Here is a 15,842-nt window from a genome sequence, read left to right on the forward strand (position 1 = left end):
AGGAAGCATGAACGTAACTGACGACGGCGTCCCCGTGGAGGACATGGTGGCCGCGGTCAAGAGTGCGGTGACGCAGTCGAACATGTCGGTCACAGACACCGAGAGAGATCTGCGCATCACCTCGGTGCGACTCACCCTTCATGCCGTTGCCGCCGCGACGGCGGGCAGCTCATGGAACTTTCGTCTGCCGTTTCTCGGCATGAAACTCAAGATCGGGCGCTCGGTGAGTAAGCGGGACACCCACCTCATCGAAATGACCCTTGTCCCCCCTGATCTGGCACAGCAGCACGAGCTTCGTGACGGAACCGTGGACAGTGTGCTGGTCGATGCGATCACGATGATCCGCCGCGTCATGGCTTCGGCCGGTGCGGGCGAGGACCCGTTCCAGCTCCAAGACAGCACGGTCAGCCTCGAGTTCGCGATCACTGAGGACGGGAACGTCTCTCTCGGCTTGGACGGCACGCTGCACGAGGAAGTGACGCACACTCTGCTCATTACGGTGGCTCCCCCGGCATTGGTGCTCCAGCCGGATGCCTGAAGCGCGTCCCCGCGCTCCACGCAAGATCCTGTTCGCATCAGTGCCCCGCACCATCCGGCTGCAGACAGCCTGTCAGGCGCACGCCCGGGCGTACGAAGCCATCCACCACTCTGCAGAAGGGCACCGCCTCGGCTAACCCCGCAACCGACTGGGCGTCTGTGACATCCAGCCGAACCGCTCGCCCTCCGATCTCCTCCGCCAGGGTTTCGAGTCTGTCAACTCGACGTGCGGCGACGACACTTCGAATCCTCTCCGGTCCTTAGTGCGGTGATCGGCACGTGCCAGGTGCTGGCCGCGGAGCAGTTCAGCCACAGGTGTCGGACTCGGCGTCGGCGAAGCGCAACTGAGCGCCGGGATGGCAGAGGATGTTCCTCGTAGTCTGCGGTCTCGCTCACCACAAAGGCCACCTTGACCGCTGTCAAGGATACGCCCCAGACACTCCCATCCTCGCAATTCAAGCCAAGGTGCCTTCTTCGCCACCGGGTGTCAGGGCGACGACTTCTCCGCACACGCCCGAGACCGACCGGAGGGCGTATTCGGTCAATGCAGCCTGAAATTGGACTGCAAACCGGTCGGTCGACGACGGAGCGTGACGGCACCACTGTGGCCGATTTTCGCCCTGGTTCACGGAAGAGGAAGCCAAGCGACACGCTGTGCACGAAGGCCAGTTGACGTTGGTTGTTAGGGCTGCATACGCTCCCGTCGTCGAAGCAAGATCGCCAGTGTTTCCTCGCGAAAGGACTGTTGTGTTAGCGCATACAGTTGCCCGGCAGAGTTCCTTTCCCATGACGGCCGGTGTCGGCCGTTGACGGGGTTCCGGCAGCGTTTCGTTGTTTTTCGCGAGCGTGAGTTCTCTGTCTTTTTCATCGGCTATGTCACATCCAACCTCGGCACCTCCATGGCGTCCGTTGCGCTCGCCTTCGCGGTTCTGCACAACGGGGGGTCGCTCACCGATCTGAGCCTCGTACTCGCCGCCCGCATTGTCCCGATGGTGCTGTTCCTTCTGGGTGCCGGCGTGCTCGGCGACCGGTTGCCGCGACGCCGGGTGATGCTGATGGCCGACTCTGTCCGCGCCCTCAGTCAGGGCACCCTGGCGGTGCTGTTCCTGGCCGGGTCCGCGCCGCTATGGGCAGTCCTCGCCCTCGCCGCCTGCGGTGGGGTCGGCGAGGCCCTGTTCCGGCCCTCGTTCGACGGTCTGGTCCCGGAGATCGCCCCGAAGGAGCGGCTGTCCGAGGCCAACTCGCTGCTCGGGATGGCCTATTCGGTGGCGAGTGTGGCCGGGCCGGCCCTCGCGGGCGCACTGGTTGCGGTCACGTCGGCAGCCACCGTCCTGCTGGTGGACGCACTCAGTTACCTGATCAGCATCGGCGCCCTGCTCATGTTGCGGGTCGGTAACCGGGTTCCTGACCTCGGCAACAGCTCCATGTTGGCCGAACTACGGGCCGGATGGCAGGCCTTCTCGGCCCACACCTGGCTGTGGACCGTCACGCTCCAGTTCACCCTGTTCAACCTGATCGTCTGGGCGCCCTATCTGGTGCTCGGCCCCGTCTCGGCAGACCGCGACTACGGCGGACCCGAGGCATGGGGCCTGATCGTCGGAACTTTCGGCGGCGGTTCGTTGCTCGGTGGCCTGCTGCTGCTCGGTCGGCGGCCGTCCCGTCCGCTGGTCGTGACCACCCTGATCACCTTCCTGTGGGCGGCGCCCTCAGCAGCCCTCGCGGTCCGCGCCCCTCTGTGGACGGTGTGCGCTGCGGCGCTCGCGGCCGGTGTGTCGAGCGCGGTGTTCAACAGTCTCTGGATGACAACGATCCAGCAGCACGTCCCCGCGGACAGCCTGTCCCGGGTGATGTCGTACGTGACCTTCGGCGCCTATTCGGTGGGACCGATCGGACTCGCCCTCGCAGGTCCGCTGGCCGAATTCACCAGCATCGGCCTGGTATTGGCCGTCGGTGTCGGCTGGCAAATTCTTGCGAATTCCGTCGTACTGATGTTGCCGGCCGTACGAAATCTGCATGCGCCGATTTTCGGTCCGGAGGAGAGCTCCACGGCGAATCCGACCGAATCCGCTGATCCCACTACATTCGACACAACGACAACCTGACCCATTCCCTCTTCTCCTTTCCGCCACAGCTTCCCGAAACGGGGACCATGGTGAGTGCACAGAGTTCTCTTTGCCATGCCCATTCAAAGGCAACAGTCTGGGATCTGATATGTGAGACGAATGCGCACCAACCCGACGCGCTAGCCCTGACCGACGGAATTCGTCGGTTCACCTATGCGGAACTGACCGCGGCGGCCGCCCGCGCCGCGCATGTCCTGCGCGGCGCGGGCATCCGCCCGGGAGACACAGTGGCGCTGTGCTCCGTCCGGTCTACGGACCAGGTGCTTGCCCTGGTCGGCGTCCTTGCGTCCGGCGCCGCCGTGGCGCCCTTCGACGTACGCCAGGCCGCCACGGCCGTACGCGAGAACGTGGCGCGGCTCGCGCCCGCCGCTGTCCTCGCCGATGCCGAGGGAGCGGCTCTCTTCCCCGACGCACTGCGCATCGACGACCTGCTGTCGGAGGACCGGACACCGGAGCCGGCCATACCGCCCGGTCCGGGGCCGACGGACCTCGCGTACGTCCTGCACACCTCCGGTTCCTCGGGACGGCCAAAGCCCGTGCAAGTGCCGCACAACGCTGTGCAGAACCGCTTTCTCTGGGGGCAGACCCGTTACCCCATCGGCTCCGACGACACAGTCGTCCACTGGGGATCGCTGGTCTTCGACTGCTCGTTCTGGGTAGTGCTCGCGCCCCTCTGCTTCGGCGCCACCCTGCTCGTCGCCCCCGACGGCGCCGAGGCCGAACCCCGGGAACTGGCAGCCCTGTTCGACCACCACCGGGTCACCGTGATGCACTCCGTCCCCTCCCTGCTACGGGAGTTCACAGCCCAAGGCGGGGCTTCCGCCCTGGCGGCCCTGCGCTATCTGCTGATCGCGGGCGAGCGGCTGCCCGGCGACCTGATCCGCCGGGTGCTGGACCTGACGGGTGCCCGGATCTTCAACCAGTACGGCCCCACCGAGACCTGCATCGATGTCCTCACCCACGAGATCGGCCCCGGGGACGAGGCGCTGGACGCCATTCCCATCGGCCGCCCCCTCGACGGCGTGCATGCCGTGATCGCCGACGACGCTGGTGTTCCGGTCCCGGTCGGTACCCCAGGTGAGCTCCTGATCGGCGGTGCCAGCGTGGCCTGGGGGTACGCGGGGGCGGCCGCCGCAACCGCCGCGCGCTTCGTGCCCGACCCGTACGGCGCCCCCGGCGGCCGGCTCTACCGGACTGGTGACCTGGTGCGCGAACGGCCGGACGGAGCGCTCGAGTTCCTGGGGCGGGTGGACCATCAGGTGAAGATCCGAGGGGTCCGGGTGGAACCCTCCAACGTCGAACACGCCCTGCTGCTGCACCCCGAGGTCGGCCAGGCGGCCGTGGTCGCGGTGGAGGACCCGCAGCACGGCGGTGTCCGCCTCATCGCCCACCTGGTGACCGGCGAGGAGTCACCCGACGACGCCGCGCTGCGCAGCTTCCTCGCACAGCGCCTGGTCTCCGCCGCCATCCCCGAAACCTATCGGCAGCACCCGGCTCTGCCCCGGCTGACCAGCGGGAAGATCGACCGTCTGGAGCTGGCCCGGCAGGCCGCCCAGGCTCCGCCGACCGAACCCAGCGAGCCCCCGTACCAGGCCCCGCGCACCGAGACCGAGCGGGCTGTCGCCCGGATCTGGCAGGACCTGCTCCAGGTGGAACGCGTCGGACGCGACTCCGACTTCCTCTCGCTGGGCGGACAGTCACTGCTCGCCATGCGGATGATCGCGCGGGTCCGGGCCGGGTTCAACGTACGGCTGTCGGCCCGGACGGTGTTCGACGCGCCGACCGTGGCGCGGTTCTCCGCCGTCGTCGACGTGGCGGTGGCCGAGCAGGAAGGGGCCGGCGTTGGCTGAGCAACGGAAGCTCCGGGTCCCGGCCCGGTACAACGGGCCGCCCGACTCCGGGCACGGCGGGTACGTATCCGGCTGCTTTGCCGCTCTCGCGGCCGCGCACCAGGGCGCGATCGCCACCGTGACCCTCGCAGAACCCGTCCCTCTGGAGGAGCCGCTGGCCTTCGTTGCCGGCACCCGCCGGTCGACGGTGACGCATGGCACCCGGCTGGTCGCCACGGTCGCGCCCGGCCGCACCCCCGCCGATCCGCCGCCCGCCGTGGACCCGGCCACCGCACAACGCGCCTCGGCCCGCTTCATGGGCCGGGCCGACCACCCCTTCCCCACCTGCTTCGCGTGCGGGGACAGCCGCCCCGCACAGGACGGCCTGGGGCTGGCACCCGGCCCGGTGGACGGGCTGCCGGGCACCGTGGCCAGCCCCTGGATCCCGGCCGCCGAGGACGGGGCCGACGGCGCCCCAGTCCCAGCTGAGCTCGTGTGGAGTGCACTCGACTGTCCCGGCGGCTGGACAGACGACCCGCTGTCCCGTCCCCGGCTGCTGAACCGGATGACAGCCGTCGTGCTGCGCCCGCCGCGGGCCGGTGAACCGTGCGTGGTGATGGCCCGGCGCGCTGACATCAGCGGCCGGCTGCTCCGGGTGAACAGCGCCCTCTACGACGCCGCCGGGGAGCTGCTGGCGAGCGCGACCGCCACCTGGACCGCGCTCGCCCGCCCCGGCACCTACGTCTCGAACCCGCCAGGAAGGGACACGGCATGAACCAGTACCAGGCCCCCGTGATCCGCGACGACGGCCGGGCCACCGTGCACGGCCGCTTCTCGGCCCAGGCCCGAACGACCCCCCGGAGCCCCGCACTCAGCTGCGCCGGCACCGTCCTGACGTACGCACAGCTGGACGCCATGGCCGACGCGCTGGCCGCCCGGCTCCGCGGCCTCGGCGCCGGGCCGGCCCACCCCGTGGCCGTCCGGCTGGAGCGCTCGCCGGAGCTGGTCGTCGCCCTGCTCGCTGTGCTGAAGACCGGCAGCTTCCACGTGGCACTCGACCCGAGCGAGCCTGCCGTACGGGCAGCGTCGCTGCTGCGGGACTCCGGCGCCGGACTGCTGGTCACTCGACCGGAGGCGCCCGCCGAACTGCTCGCCGAGGTGAAGCCGGTGTACGTGGACTCCCTCGACGCCGCGGGCCCGTTGGCCGACACCGCCGCCGCGCTGACGGCCGCCCCCGCGGGTGGCGACCGGGACCCGGCGTACCTCGCCTACACCTCGGGCACCACCGGGGAGCCCAAAGGCGTGATGGTGCCGCACGGCGCGGTACTGCGCCTGGTCCAGGACAGCGACGTGCTGCCGGTCGGGCCAGGAGACGTGGTGCTGCACCTGGCGCCTGCCGCGTTCGACGCGTCGACGCTGGAGCTGTGGGCGCCACTGCTCAACGGCGCACGGCTGGCGGTGTTCCCGGCCGGCGAGGTGACCCCGGATCGGCTCGCCGAGGTGGTCGAGGCGGAGGGTGTCACCGCGCTGTGGCTGACCGCCGGCCTGTTCCACCTGGTGGCGGAACGGCCCGACACCCGGCTGGCGGGGGTCCGCAGGCTGCTCGCGGGCGGCGATGTCCTTTCGCCCCGGCACGTGGACGCGATGCTCGCGACCTTCCCCGGAATGACGCTGGTGAACGGTTACGGCCCCACTGAGAACACCACGTTCACCTGCTGCCACGCCATGACGGAGGCGGTCTCGCCCGGTCCGGTGCCCATCGGACGCCCGATCCCCGGTACCGAGGTGCATCTGCTCGACGAACGGCTGCGCCCCGTGGCCGACGGCACCGTGGGCGAAGTGTATGCGGGCGGCAGCGGTGTGGCCCACGGCTATCTGGGTCGGCCGGCGGCCACCGCCGTACGATTCGTCCCCGACCCCTTCTCGGACACCCCAGGCGCTCGCCTGTACCGCACCGGCGACCTGGCCCTGCGGCGGCCGGACGGGGTGCTGGAGTTCCACGGGCGGGTGGACGAGCAGGTCAAGATCCGGGGATTCAGGGTGGAACCCGGCGAGGTGGAGGCAGCGCTGCGCGCGCTGCCCGACGTCGGTGACAGCGCCGTCGTCGCCCGAACCGGGTCGGCCGGAGAACGCGCCCTCATCGCATATCTGACGGGGGACCAGCCACTGCACCTGCCCGGCGTGCGACGTGCCCTGGCCAAACGGCTGCCCGCCCATCTGGTGCCCAGCTCCTTCGTCCAGCTGGACGAGCTGCCGCTCGGCGCCACCGGCAAGGTGGACCGGCGCGCCCTCGCCGCACGAGAGGAGAGTGCCAGGCCCGAGACCGACACGCCGCTACGACTGCCAGAGAGCGAGCTGGAGCAGTGGCTGGCCCAGCTCTGGTGCGACCTGCTGGAGATCAACCAGGTCGGTGTGGATGACGACTTCTTCGACCTGGGCGGACACTCCCTCGTCGCCGCCGCCATCACCGGGGAGATCAGCAAGGTCCAGGGCGTGTTCCTCACTGCCCGGTCCTTCTACGAGAACCCCACGATCGCCGAACTCGCCACACTGATCGAGGAACTGGGAGAAGTGACCCGATGAGGATCGGCCGCCCGGCACATACCGCGGACATCGACCTGGACACCATCGACCTGGTCGACCCCGAGCTGTACGCCTCGGGTGACCCGCACCGCCTCTGGCACGCGCTGCGCGAACGGGCCCCGGTTCACCGACAGCCCCTGCCCGACGGCCGGTCCTTCTGGTCAGTGACCTCGTACCGCGATGTCAACGACGTGCTGCGCGACCACACCCGGTACACATCGGAGCGCGGCACGCTGCTGTCCATCCTGGGGTCGACGGACCCGGCCGGCGGCCGGATGATGGCGGCCAGCGACCCGCCCGTGCACACCGCGTTGCGCGAGCCGATGGGCAAGGCCCTGTCGGCCCGCGCCCTCAGGCACTGGGAACCGCGCATCCGCGAAGTGGTGCTGCGGCTTCTGGCGCCGCTCGCCGACGGCGCGCTGGACCTGGCGGAGGCGGGTATGGCCTTCCCCATGGCGTTCACCGGGTCGCTGATGGGTCTGCCCGAGAAGGACTGGGCCCGGCTCGCCCGGCTGACCACCATGGCGATCGCCCCCGAAGACCCGGCGTTCCAGGAGGGCGCGGGGCACACGACCCTGGTCTCCGCCCACCACGAGCTGTTCGAGTACTTCGCGGAACGGGTACGCGCCGTCTCGGCCGCGCCCGGCGACGACCTCACCGGCTTCCTGCTCCGGATGAAGGCGGACGGGCGCCCGCTGCGCCAGGACGAGCTGGTCTACAACTGCTACAGCCTGCTGCTGGGGGCGAACGTCACCACCCCGCATGCCCTCGCGGCGACCGTGGTGGCGCTGATGGAGCACCCTGACCAGTACCGTCGGCTACAGGCCGAGCCGACGCTGGTGACCAGTGCGGTGGAGGAGGGGCTGCGCTGGTCTTCACCCGCCAACCACTTCATGCGGCACGCCGTCGAGGACACCGAGCAGAACGGCGTACGGATCGCTCGCGGCGACGCCGTGGTGGCCTGGCTGGGTTCGGCGAACCGGGACGCCTCGGTCTTCCCCGACCCCTACCGCTTCACCATCGACCGCAGCCCGAACCGGCATGTGGCCTTCGGCTTCGGGCCGCACTACTGCATCGGGGCGCCGCTTGCCCGTATCGCCCTGCGCGTGATGCTCGAAGAGATCGTCCGGCATGTGGCCGAGTTCCGGCCCGCCGGGCCGGTCCGGCATCTGAAGTCCAACTTCGTGGCCGGCATCAGCTCCCTGCCCGTGACAGCCGTGCTGCGCGACGGCGCGGTCGAAGCCCTGGCAGCCCGTGCGCCGCTGCCCCGTCCGGAGGTACTCGCATGACCCCCCGGCAGAACCCGCCGAAGAAGAAATGGCTGCTGCGCACACCGAGAGTGGACGCCGCGGCCCGGTTGTTCTGCTTCCCGTACTCCGGGGTCGGCGCGTCGATGTACAACAGGTGGCCCGACCGGGTGGGGCCGGCCGAGATCTGCCGCATCCAGTTGCCGGGCCGCGAGAACCGGGTGCGGGAGGAACACTTCGGCACCTACGAGGCAATGGCCGACCAGCTCGCCCAGGCCCTCCTGCCCCACCTCGACCGACCGTTCGGCTTCTTCGGCCACTGCGGGGGCGCCCTCGCGGCCTTCGCGACCGCGCACCGACTGGCCGAACTCAGCCTGCCCGTCCCCAACCTGCTCTTCGTCTCCTCTCAAGTGGCCCCGCAAGAGGGCCCCTATGGCCGCTACCTGGCAATGGACGAGACGGAGCTGCGGACCGAACTGGAAGGTCTCACACGGCTGATGGGCTCGGAGCCGGTGCCGGATCTGATCGACCTGGGACTGAACGTCATGACGGCAGACCTGGCGGCGAACCGCGCGTACCGGACCCCCGGGCCGGTCGTTCTGCCCACCCGTATCCGCCTGCTCGGCTGGCGCGACGACCAGGAGATCCAGCCGGAGCGCATGACCGGCTGGGCGGCGTGCGCCCCGGCCGGGCAGTGCGAGCGCAGAGTGCTGCCGGGAGACCACCACGCGTTCCTGCGCGCCCCCGGCCCACTGGTCGACGAGCTCGCCGACGGCATGGCCGGCGCCGTGGCCGCCGCGGCACCCCGTTGAACACCGAGAGGACAAGAGGAGAGGAACCCGTGGCTCCCAACCCCTATGTATCCGGCTCGCTCAAGGAGACCGGCGACCCCGACCCGTACGCCAACTACGCCTGGCTGCGCGAGCACGCCCCGGTCAGCGAGGTGTACACCCCGCACCGCGAAGGCACCACCTGGCTGGTCACCACGTACGAGCTGGCCCGTGCCTGCCTGGTGGACCCGCGGCTCAGCAACGACGACCGCAACTCGGTGGGCGCCCCGGCCTCCTTCGGCAGCGGTCAATGGGATCCGGCACGCGGACTGCTCGACCTGGACCGGCCCGAACACGCCCGGCTGCGGCGGCTGGTGGCGGGAGCGTTCAGCGCCGGCGCGGTCGAGCGGATGCGGGAGATGATGGCCCGCATCACTCATGAGGCCGTCGACGCCATGGTCGGCCTCGGCGCCTGCGACCTCGTCGAGCACTTCTCGCTGCCGGTCCCGGTGGCGATCATCCACGAGGTGCTGGGGATCCCGCCGGAGCAGCGCGAGTCCCCGGCACACTGCCTGGACCTCTTCTACCACGCGGGCCTGACCGACCCGCTGGACGTGGACAAGCTGGCCCAACTGCTGGAGTACACGGCCGGACTGGCCGCGTACAAGCGGACTCACCCGGGGCCCGACATTGGCACCCATCTGGTCCGAGGCCTGGAGTCGGGGGCACTGCACGACGAGAACGAACTCGCGGCGATGATCCTTTCAGTACTGGGCGCCGGACATGTGACGACCGTTCAGTTCCTGGGTACGGCGGTCTACCGGCTGCTCCAGCACCCCGACCAGCTCGCGGCGATCCGCGCGGGGAGGATCGGCTGGCAGTCCGCCGTGAACGAGCTGCTGCGCTATGACGCCCCGGTCCAGTCCACGGTGTACCGCTACGCGATGGAGGACATGGACCTCGGCGGAGTGCGGATCGGCAAGGGGGACGCGCTGCTGGTTTCGCTGGCCGCGGCCAACCGCGACCCGGCCCGGTTCCCCGACCCGGACGTCTTCCGCGCAGACCGCGAGAGCCCCGGTCACCTCGGCTTCGGCCACGGGGCCCACCTATGCCTGGGCGCTCATCTGGCCCGGCTGGAGGGCGAGATCGCCCTCGACATCCTCTTCCGCCGACTCGACGGGATCGAGCTGGCCGTCCCCTTCGACGACGTGGTGTGGACGTACGGGCCCATGCTGCGAGGGCCGCGTGCGCTGCCGGTGTCGCTGCCCACCACCGCAGCTCGCTGACCCCCCGACAATGACAGACGTAGATCTGGAGTGCGCCATGGCAGGAGAGCAGCACGCGGACCTGGGCCGGACGGCCCGTACGGTCTTGGAGGGCTTCGACATCTGGGCCGCCAAGGCCCCGGACGAGCCCGCCGTCATTTCGGGCGGCACAGCGCTCAGCTATCGCGAGCTGGACGAGGCGGCCGAGGCCCTGGCGCGTGACCTACGGGCGCTGAGGGCCGGGCCCGAGACCGTGGTGGGGCTGTGCGTACAGCGCGGGACCGGCATGGCCGTCGCGGTGCTGGGTGTGGTCAAGGCGGGCGCGGCGTACCTGCCGCTGGACCCCGCGCACCCGGCTGAGCGGTCCCGGTCGGCGCTGGCCGACGCTGGGGCGCGGCTGGTGGTGACGGACCGGTCGGTGTCAGCGGGGCTGGACGCCGAGGGCTGGGGGCAGGCCCTGGTGTACGAGCTGGACGGCGAGCGCCCGGTGCCGGCCGCTGCAAATCCAAGTGGTTCGGCCGTCGCAGGTCCGGCGGGCGAGGCGGACCAACTGCTGTACGTCATCTACACCTCGGGGTCCACCGGACGGCCCAAGGGCATCGCCATGCAGAGCGGGCCGCAGATCACCCTGCTCGATTGGTGCCGGGAACACTACGCCGAGCGTCCGGTCGCCCTGCAGTACTTCCCCGTCACCGCCGACGTCGCCTTTTTGGAGCTCATGTCCACCTGGTGGCTGGGCGGTTGTGCGGTGATCGCCACCGAGCTGGAGCGGTACGACACAGCAGCGCTCGCCGGCCTGATCGAGCAGCACGCCGTGACCAAGGTCCTGCTGCCGGTGGTGGCGCTGGACGAACTCGCCCGGCACACCAGGGCCGCACCCGACCAGGTGGCCACCCTCCGCGAGTTGATCACCACCGGCGACCGGCAGGTGATCACTCCGGCGATCCGTGAACTGTGCGACCAGTCCCCCGGGATGTTCCTCGACAACCACTACGGCTCGACCGAGGTGAACGTGGTCACCGCTCCCCGACTGACCGCGCCGGGCGCCGAGTGGCCCGACCACCCGTTGACCGGACGACCCATGTCCGCCGCGCGGATCTACGTACTCGACGCGAACCTCTCGCCAGTACCGCCGAACGTGCAGGGGGAAATCTATGTCGGCGGGGGCCCGCCGGCCCGGGGCTACGCGGGACGGCCGGGCCTGACGGCCAGCGCGTTCCGGCCCGACCCGTACGCCGTGGTTCCCGGTGCTCGGATGTACCGCACCGGGGACCTGGGGCGATGGCGGCCCGGTGGGGTGCTGGAGTACCTGGGCCGAGCCGACTTCCAGATCAAGCTGCACGGCTACCGCATCGAGCCGGGAGAGATCGAGTCCCTGCTGCGCGAGCGCGCGGATGTGGAACGGGCCGTCGTGCTCCGGATCGGTGAGGGCCAGGGTGCCTTCCTGGCGGCGTACCTGATCGCCATCGGCGAGCCGCCGCCCCCGGGCGAACTGCGGGAGTACCTCGGGCTGCGGCTTCCGGCGCCGATGGTGCCGAGCACCTTCCTCTTCCTGCCGGAGTTCCCGCTGACTGACACCGGAAAGGTGGACCGCAAGGCGCTGCCGCTCCCGGACAGCGGCGGGCCGCAGTGGACCGCGCCACGCGACGAGACCGAACGGACCGCCGCGGAGGTGCTGGCCCAGGTCCTGGGCCGGGACCGGATCGGGGTCACCGACGACTTCTTCCGGCTGGGCGGGCATTCGCTGCTGGTCACCCAGGTGGTGCACCGGCTGCGCGCCGCGCTGGGGGTGCCACTCTCATTGCGGGCGGTCTTCGAGCGGCCGACCGCTGCCGGACTGGCGGAGGAAATACGACGGCTGCGTGAGGAGCGCGGATGACCATACGGACGGCGGTCGACGAGCCGGCCGGGAAGCCCGTCCTGTCCTTCGCTCAGGAACGGCTCTGGTTCCTGGACCAGCTCTCCCCCGGCGAGGTCGGCTATCTGACACCGTTCAGCCGTCTACTGGACGGCCCGGTGGACGCGGACCTGCTGGAGCGTGCGCTGCGGGCGGTGGCGGAGCGGCATCCGGTGCTGCGGTCGCGGATCGACGCCGCCGGAGGGCGGCCGGTTCCGGTCGTCGAGGTCACCACGACGGTGCGGCTGGAGCGTGGAGACTTCAGCGGTGAGCCGGAGCCACAGCGGGCCGCCGAGGACGCCGTACGGACGATGCTGGACACCCCCATGGACCTGACGGTGGCACCGTGGCTGCGGGCTGCGCTGTTCCGGCTTGGCGAGGGCCGCTTCCTCTTCCACGTCCAGGTGCACCACATCGCCTTCGACGGGGTATCACGGGGCATCTTCGAGCGGGAACTCTCGGTGCGGTACCGGGCGTTGGCGGGCGGCCGCCCAGCGCCGGCGCTCCCGCCCGGCCCGGACTATGCCACCCACGCGGCCCGGCAGCGGACCGGGCTCGGGGCCGCCGAGCGGGAACGGCTGCTGGCTCACTGGCGGAGCACGCTGGACGGCGTACCGCAGGTGCTGGAACTGCCGTCGGACCGTCCGCGTCCTTCCCGGCTCAGCCCTCGGGCGGGGCGGGTCGACTTCCGAATCCCCAAGGAGGTCACCGAGGCCCTGTACGGGGTCGCGGAAGCGCACCGAACCACCCTGTTCTGTGTCGGTCTTGCTGCCTACCAGCACCTGCTGGGCCGGTATGCCGATGTCCGGGACGTATTGGTGGGCGTGCCGTTCGCGGGCCGCGAAGACCCGGCGGTGGAGTCGGTCATCGGGTTCTTCACGCACTCCGTGCCGCTGCGTGGGGAGCTCGGCGGGTCACCGTCGCTCGACGACCTGACCCGGCAGGCCAGGGACCGGGTGCTGGAGGCGCTGGACCATCAGGAACTGCCGCTGGACCAGCTCGTGGACGGGCTCGGGGCGGCCCGCGAGGCCAACCGCAATCCGCTGTTCCAGCACTGGTTCGACCTGGCGGATCCGGAACTGAACCGGTCGGCGCTGATCCTGCCGGGTGTCCGGGTCCGGCCGGTCCCAGTCGCTGAGACCACCACCCGATTCGACACCGAACTCCATCTGCTGCTCTCGGGGACGGGGGTTACGGGGCGGCTGCTGTACGCGGCGGACCTGTTCGACGAGGCGGCGGCCGAGCGGCTGGCGGGGCACTATGTCGCACTGCTCGCCGCAGCGGCGGCGGACCCGGGCCGCCCGCTGGACTCGATCCCGCTCACGGAGGCCGGGGCCGAGCGTGCGGAACTGCTGGACCTGGGCACCGGCCCGACCGTGCGGCGCGGTCCGACGACGGTGGGCGCGTACGTGGACCGGACGGTGGCCCGGATCCCGGACGAGGTAGCCGTCGCCCAGGACGGACGACGGCTGACCTACCGTCAGCTCAGCGAGCGGTCACGGCGGATCGCCCAGGTACTCAGGGAGCGCGGGGCCGGTCCGGAACGGGTGGTCGCGGTCTGTCTGCCGCGCGGGCCCGAGCTGGTCTGCGCCCTGCTGGCCGTCGTCCGGTCGGGAGCGGCCTACCTGCCGGTGGATCCGGAGTTGCCGGTCGAGCGGATCGCATATCTGCTGCGCGACTCCGGCGCGACGGCCGTGCTCGGGGACGCCGGGGCCGAGGAACTGACGGGGGTGACCCGGGACCGCCTGGTGCGCGTCGACGAGTTCCTCCGCGCGGACGGCCCAAGCGGCGGCCCCGACGGCAGGGCGGAGGAACCGACGGCCGAGGACCTGGTCGAGGACCCGGCCACGGCGGCGGATCCCGACCGGCTGCTGTACGTCGTCTACACCTCAGGCTCGACCGGCCTGCCGAAGGGCGTCGGCGTCACCCACCGGACCTTCACCCGGCTACTGGACTGGCACCTGGACCGGTACCCGGTGGCCCCGGGAGAGGCCACGGCACAGACCGCCGGCACCTCCTTCGACGCCGCAGCCTGGGAGATCTGGCCGGCCTTGGCGAGCGGTTCGCGGCTGGAAGTGTGCTCGGCGGACGAGGTACGCACGCCGTCCCGCCTGCTCGACCGGCTGGCCGACTCGGGCACTGGCACGGCCTTCGTCCCCACACCGCTGGCGGAACATCTGATCCGGGAGCCGCTCGGCAGGCGGACCCGGCTGCGGCGGCTGCTGACCGGCGGCGATGTGTTCCGGCCGCGCACTGGTGACTCCCCCGGCGTCCCGGTGTTCAACCACTACGGCCCGACCGAGAACACCGTGGTCGCCACCGCCACTGATGCACTCGCGCAGCCCTGGCCGGACCGCTCTATTGGCCGGCCGATCGCGGGGGTGAGGGCCTATGTGCTCGACGGCCGGCTGAACCTGGTGCCCCGCGGGGTGCGCGGCGAGCTCTGGCTCGGCGGGGACCTGGTGTCGCGCGGCTACCTGGGCCGGGCCGCGCTGACCGCCGAGCGGTTCGTGCCCGACCTGTTCACTACGGAGCCGGGAGCGCGGATGTACCGCACCGGGGACCTGGTGCGGTGGTTGACCGACGGCACTCTGGAGTTCCGGGGCCGGGCGGACGGGCAGCTGAAGATCAGCGGCTATCGGGTGGAGCCGGCCGAGGTGGAGGTCGTACTCCTGCGCTGCCCCAGGGTCCGGGAGGCGGTGGTGACCTCGGCGGCGGGCGCAGACGGAGGCCCGGTGTTGGCGGCCTACCTGGTGTGCGGATCTCCCGGTCCGACCGACGCGGAGCTGCGATCCCGGCTGCGCCGGGAGGTTCCCTCGTACCTGGTGCCCTCCGTCTTCGTCCGTCTGGACGGCCTGCCGCTCACGGCCACCGGCAAGATCGACCGCATGGCACTGCCCGCGCCGTCGGAGGCCGGGCCACGCACGGCGGTGCCACCACGGACCCCGGCCGAGTCGGCAGTGCACAGCCTGTGGCGGGAGGTGCTCCCTGGGCACGAGCCCGGCGTCGAGGACGACTTCTTCGCCTCGGGCGGTACCTCCCTGTCGGCGGCCCGGCTGTCGGTACGGGTCCGGGAGGTCTTCGGGATCGACTTCCCGGTGCGCGCCGTATTCGATTTCCGCACGGTCACCGAGCAATGCGCTGAAATCGAACATCTCGTGCTTGAATCAATTTCAAACATGACCGAGAGCGAGATCAATGCAGCCCTGAATTCCTAGCGCGAAACACAGGGCGGAGCACGGAAAGGGACCGCCGCGGCATTGTGCCGCGGCGGCCCTTGAAATGCCATAAAGCTGCCTCAGGAAGACATCTGAGAATACTTCGTCCGCACGCTCAGAGGGGTGATATCGGTCCAGGTCCGGTCGATGTGAGCGAGGCACTCCGCCCTGCTTCCGGACACTCCAACAGGGCTCCAGCCTGCTGGGACGTCCATCTCGGAGTCCCAGATCGAGTACTGCTCCTCGTGGTTGACGACAACCTGGTAGACGCGGTCGTCGGCCATTTCAAACCTCCAGAACAAATCATGCCGGACATCTCCAGCAAGCGATTGTAGTCAGCCGGGCGAATAATTGTCGAGGGGTATAAAATCTC

11 protein-coding genes are annotated in these 15,842 nt (G+C 70.4%); 10 read left to right on the forward strand and 1 reads right to left on the reverse strand.

Annotated elements, in window-relative coordinates:
- Window positions 1–7: 7 nt before the first annotated feature.
- The 10 genes from OG741_RS02305 (at window position 8) to OG741_RS02350 (ending at window position 15,469) form a co-directional block, all read left to right on the forward strand.
- Window positions 8–538, forward strand: a complete 531-nt coding sequence (locus OG741_RS02305) for a trypco2 family protein (RefSeq protein ID WP_405594555.1) — start codon at window positions 8–10, stop codon at window positions 536–538.
- An 805-nt stretch (window positions 539–1,343) separates the two neighbouring features.
- Complete coding sequence (locus OG741_RS02310; RefSeq protein ID WP_405594558.1) at window positions 1,344–2,639, forward strand: MFS transporter; 1,296 nt, start codon at window positions 1,344–1,346, stop codon at window positions 2,637–2,639.
- 47 nt (window positions 2,640–2,686) lie between these two features.
- Window positions 2,687–4,510: a non-ribosomal peptide synthetase gene (locus OG741_RS02315; protein WP_405594560.1), complete on the forward strand. Its 1,824-nt coding sequence runs from the start codon at window positions 2,687–2,689 to the stop codon at window positions 4,508–4,510.
- On the forward strand, window positions 4,503–5,264 hold the full coding sequence (locus tag OG741_RS02320; RefSeq protein WP_405594562.1) for a hypothetical protein: 762 nt from the start codon (window positions 4,503–4,505) through the stop codon (window positions 5,262–5,264). The genes OG741_RS02315 and OG741_RS02320 overlap by 8 nt, the downstream gene beginning before the upstream one ends.
- Entirely contained in the window at window positions 5,261–7,072 is a 1,812-nt protein-coding gene (locus tag OG741_RS02325) for an amino acid adenylation domain-containing protein (protein ID WP_405594564.1), read from the forward strand. The genes OG741_RS02320 and OG741_RS02325 overlap by 4 nt, the downstream gene beginning before the upstream one ends.
- Window positions 7,069–8,361 (forward strand): cytochrome P450, encoded by a 1,293-nt coding sequence (locus tag OG741_RS02330; protein WP_405594566.1) that lies wholly within the window; start codon window positions 7,069–7,071, stop codon window positions 8,359–8,361. The genes OG741_RS02325 and OG741_RS02330 overlap by 4 nt, the downstream gene beginning before the upstream one ends.
- The gene (locus OG741_RS02335) at window positions 8,358–9,131 is read left to right on the forward strand and encodes a thioesterase II family protein (protein ID WP_405594568.1); all 774 of its coding nucleotides are present in this window, start codon (window positions 8,358–8,360) and stop codon (window positions 9,129–9,131) included. The genes OG741_RS02330 and OG741_RS02335 overlap by 4 nt, the downstream gene beginning before the upstream one ends.
- A gap of 29 nt (window positions 9,132–9,160) precedes the next feature.
- Complete coding sequence (locus tag OG741_RS02340) at window positions 9,161–10,375, forward strand: cytochrome P450 (RefSeq protein ID WP_405594570.1); 1,215 nt, start codon at window positions 9,161–9,163, stop codon at window positions 10,373–10,375.
- A 37-nt stretch (window positions 10,376–10,412) separates the two neighbouring features.
- Window positions 10,413–12,233 (forward strand): non-ribosomal peptide synthetase, encoded by a 1,821-nt coding sequence (locus tag OG741_RS02345; protein ID WP_405594572.1) that lies wholly within the window; start codon window positions 10,413–10,415, stop codon window positions 12,231–12,233.
- On the forward strand, window positions 12,230–15,469 hold the full coding sequence (locus tag OG741_RS02350; RefSeq protein WP_405594574.1) for a non-ribosomal peptide synthetase: 3,240 nt from the start codon (window positions 12,230–12,232) through the stop codon (window positions 15,467–15,469). The genes OG741_RS02345 and OG741_RS02350 overlap by 4 nt, the downstream gene beginning before the upstream one ends.
- 80 nt (window positions 15,470–15,549) lie before the next feature.
- Here OG741_RS02350 and OG741_RS02355 read toward each other — a convergent pair whose 3' ends face one another.
- On the reverse strand, window positions 15,550–15,753 hold the full coding sequence (locus OG741_RS02355; protein ID WP_405594576.1) for an MbtH family protein: 204 nt from the start codon (window positions 15,751–15,753) through the stop codon (window positions 15,550–15,552).
- Window positions 15,754–15,842 lie beyond the last annotated feature (89 nt).

It is taken from the genome of Streptomyces sp. NBC_01410 (assembly GCF_045040195.1).
Taxonomy (GTDB): domain Bacteria; phylum Actinomycetota; class Actinomycetes; order Streptomycetales; family Streptomycetaceae; genus Streptomyces.

Excerpts from the sequence above, each read along its gene's own strand:
- OG741_RS02305 (WP_405594555.1), top strand. The coding sequence starts at position 8 with ATGAACGTAACTGACGACGGCGTCCCCGTGGAGGACATGGTGGCCGCG.
- OG741_RS02315 (WP_405594560.1), top strand. The coding sequence starts at position 2,687 with ATGGTGAGTGCACAGAGTTCTCTTTGCCATGCCCATTCAAAGGCAACA.
- OG741_RS02325 (WP_405594564.1), top strand. The coding sequence starts at position 5,261 with ATGAACCAGTACCAGGCCCCCGTGATCCGCGACGACGGCCGGGCCACC.
- OG741_RS02330 (WP_405594566.1), top strand. The coding sequence starts at position 7,069 with ATGAGGATCGGCCGCCCGGCACATACCGCGGACATCGACCTGGACACC.
- OG741_RS02335 (WP_405594568.1), top strand. The coding sequence starts at position 8,358 with ATGACCCCCCGGCAGAACCCGCCGAAGAAGAAATGGCTGCTGCGCACA.
- OG741_RS02345 (WP_405594572.1), top strand. The coding sequence starts at position 10,413 with ATGGCAGGAGAGCAGCACGCGGACCTGGGCCGGACGGCCCGTACGGTC.
- OG741_RS02350 (WP_405594574.1), top strand. The coding sequence starts at position 12,230 with ATGACCATACGGACGGCGGTCGACGAGCCGGCCGGGAAGCCCGTCCTG.
- OG741_RS02355 (WP_405594576.1), bottom strand. The coding sequence starts at position 15,753 with ATGGCCGACGACCGCGTCTACCAGGTTGTCGTCAACCACGAGGAGCAG.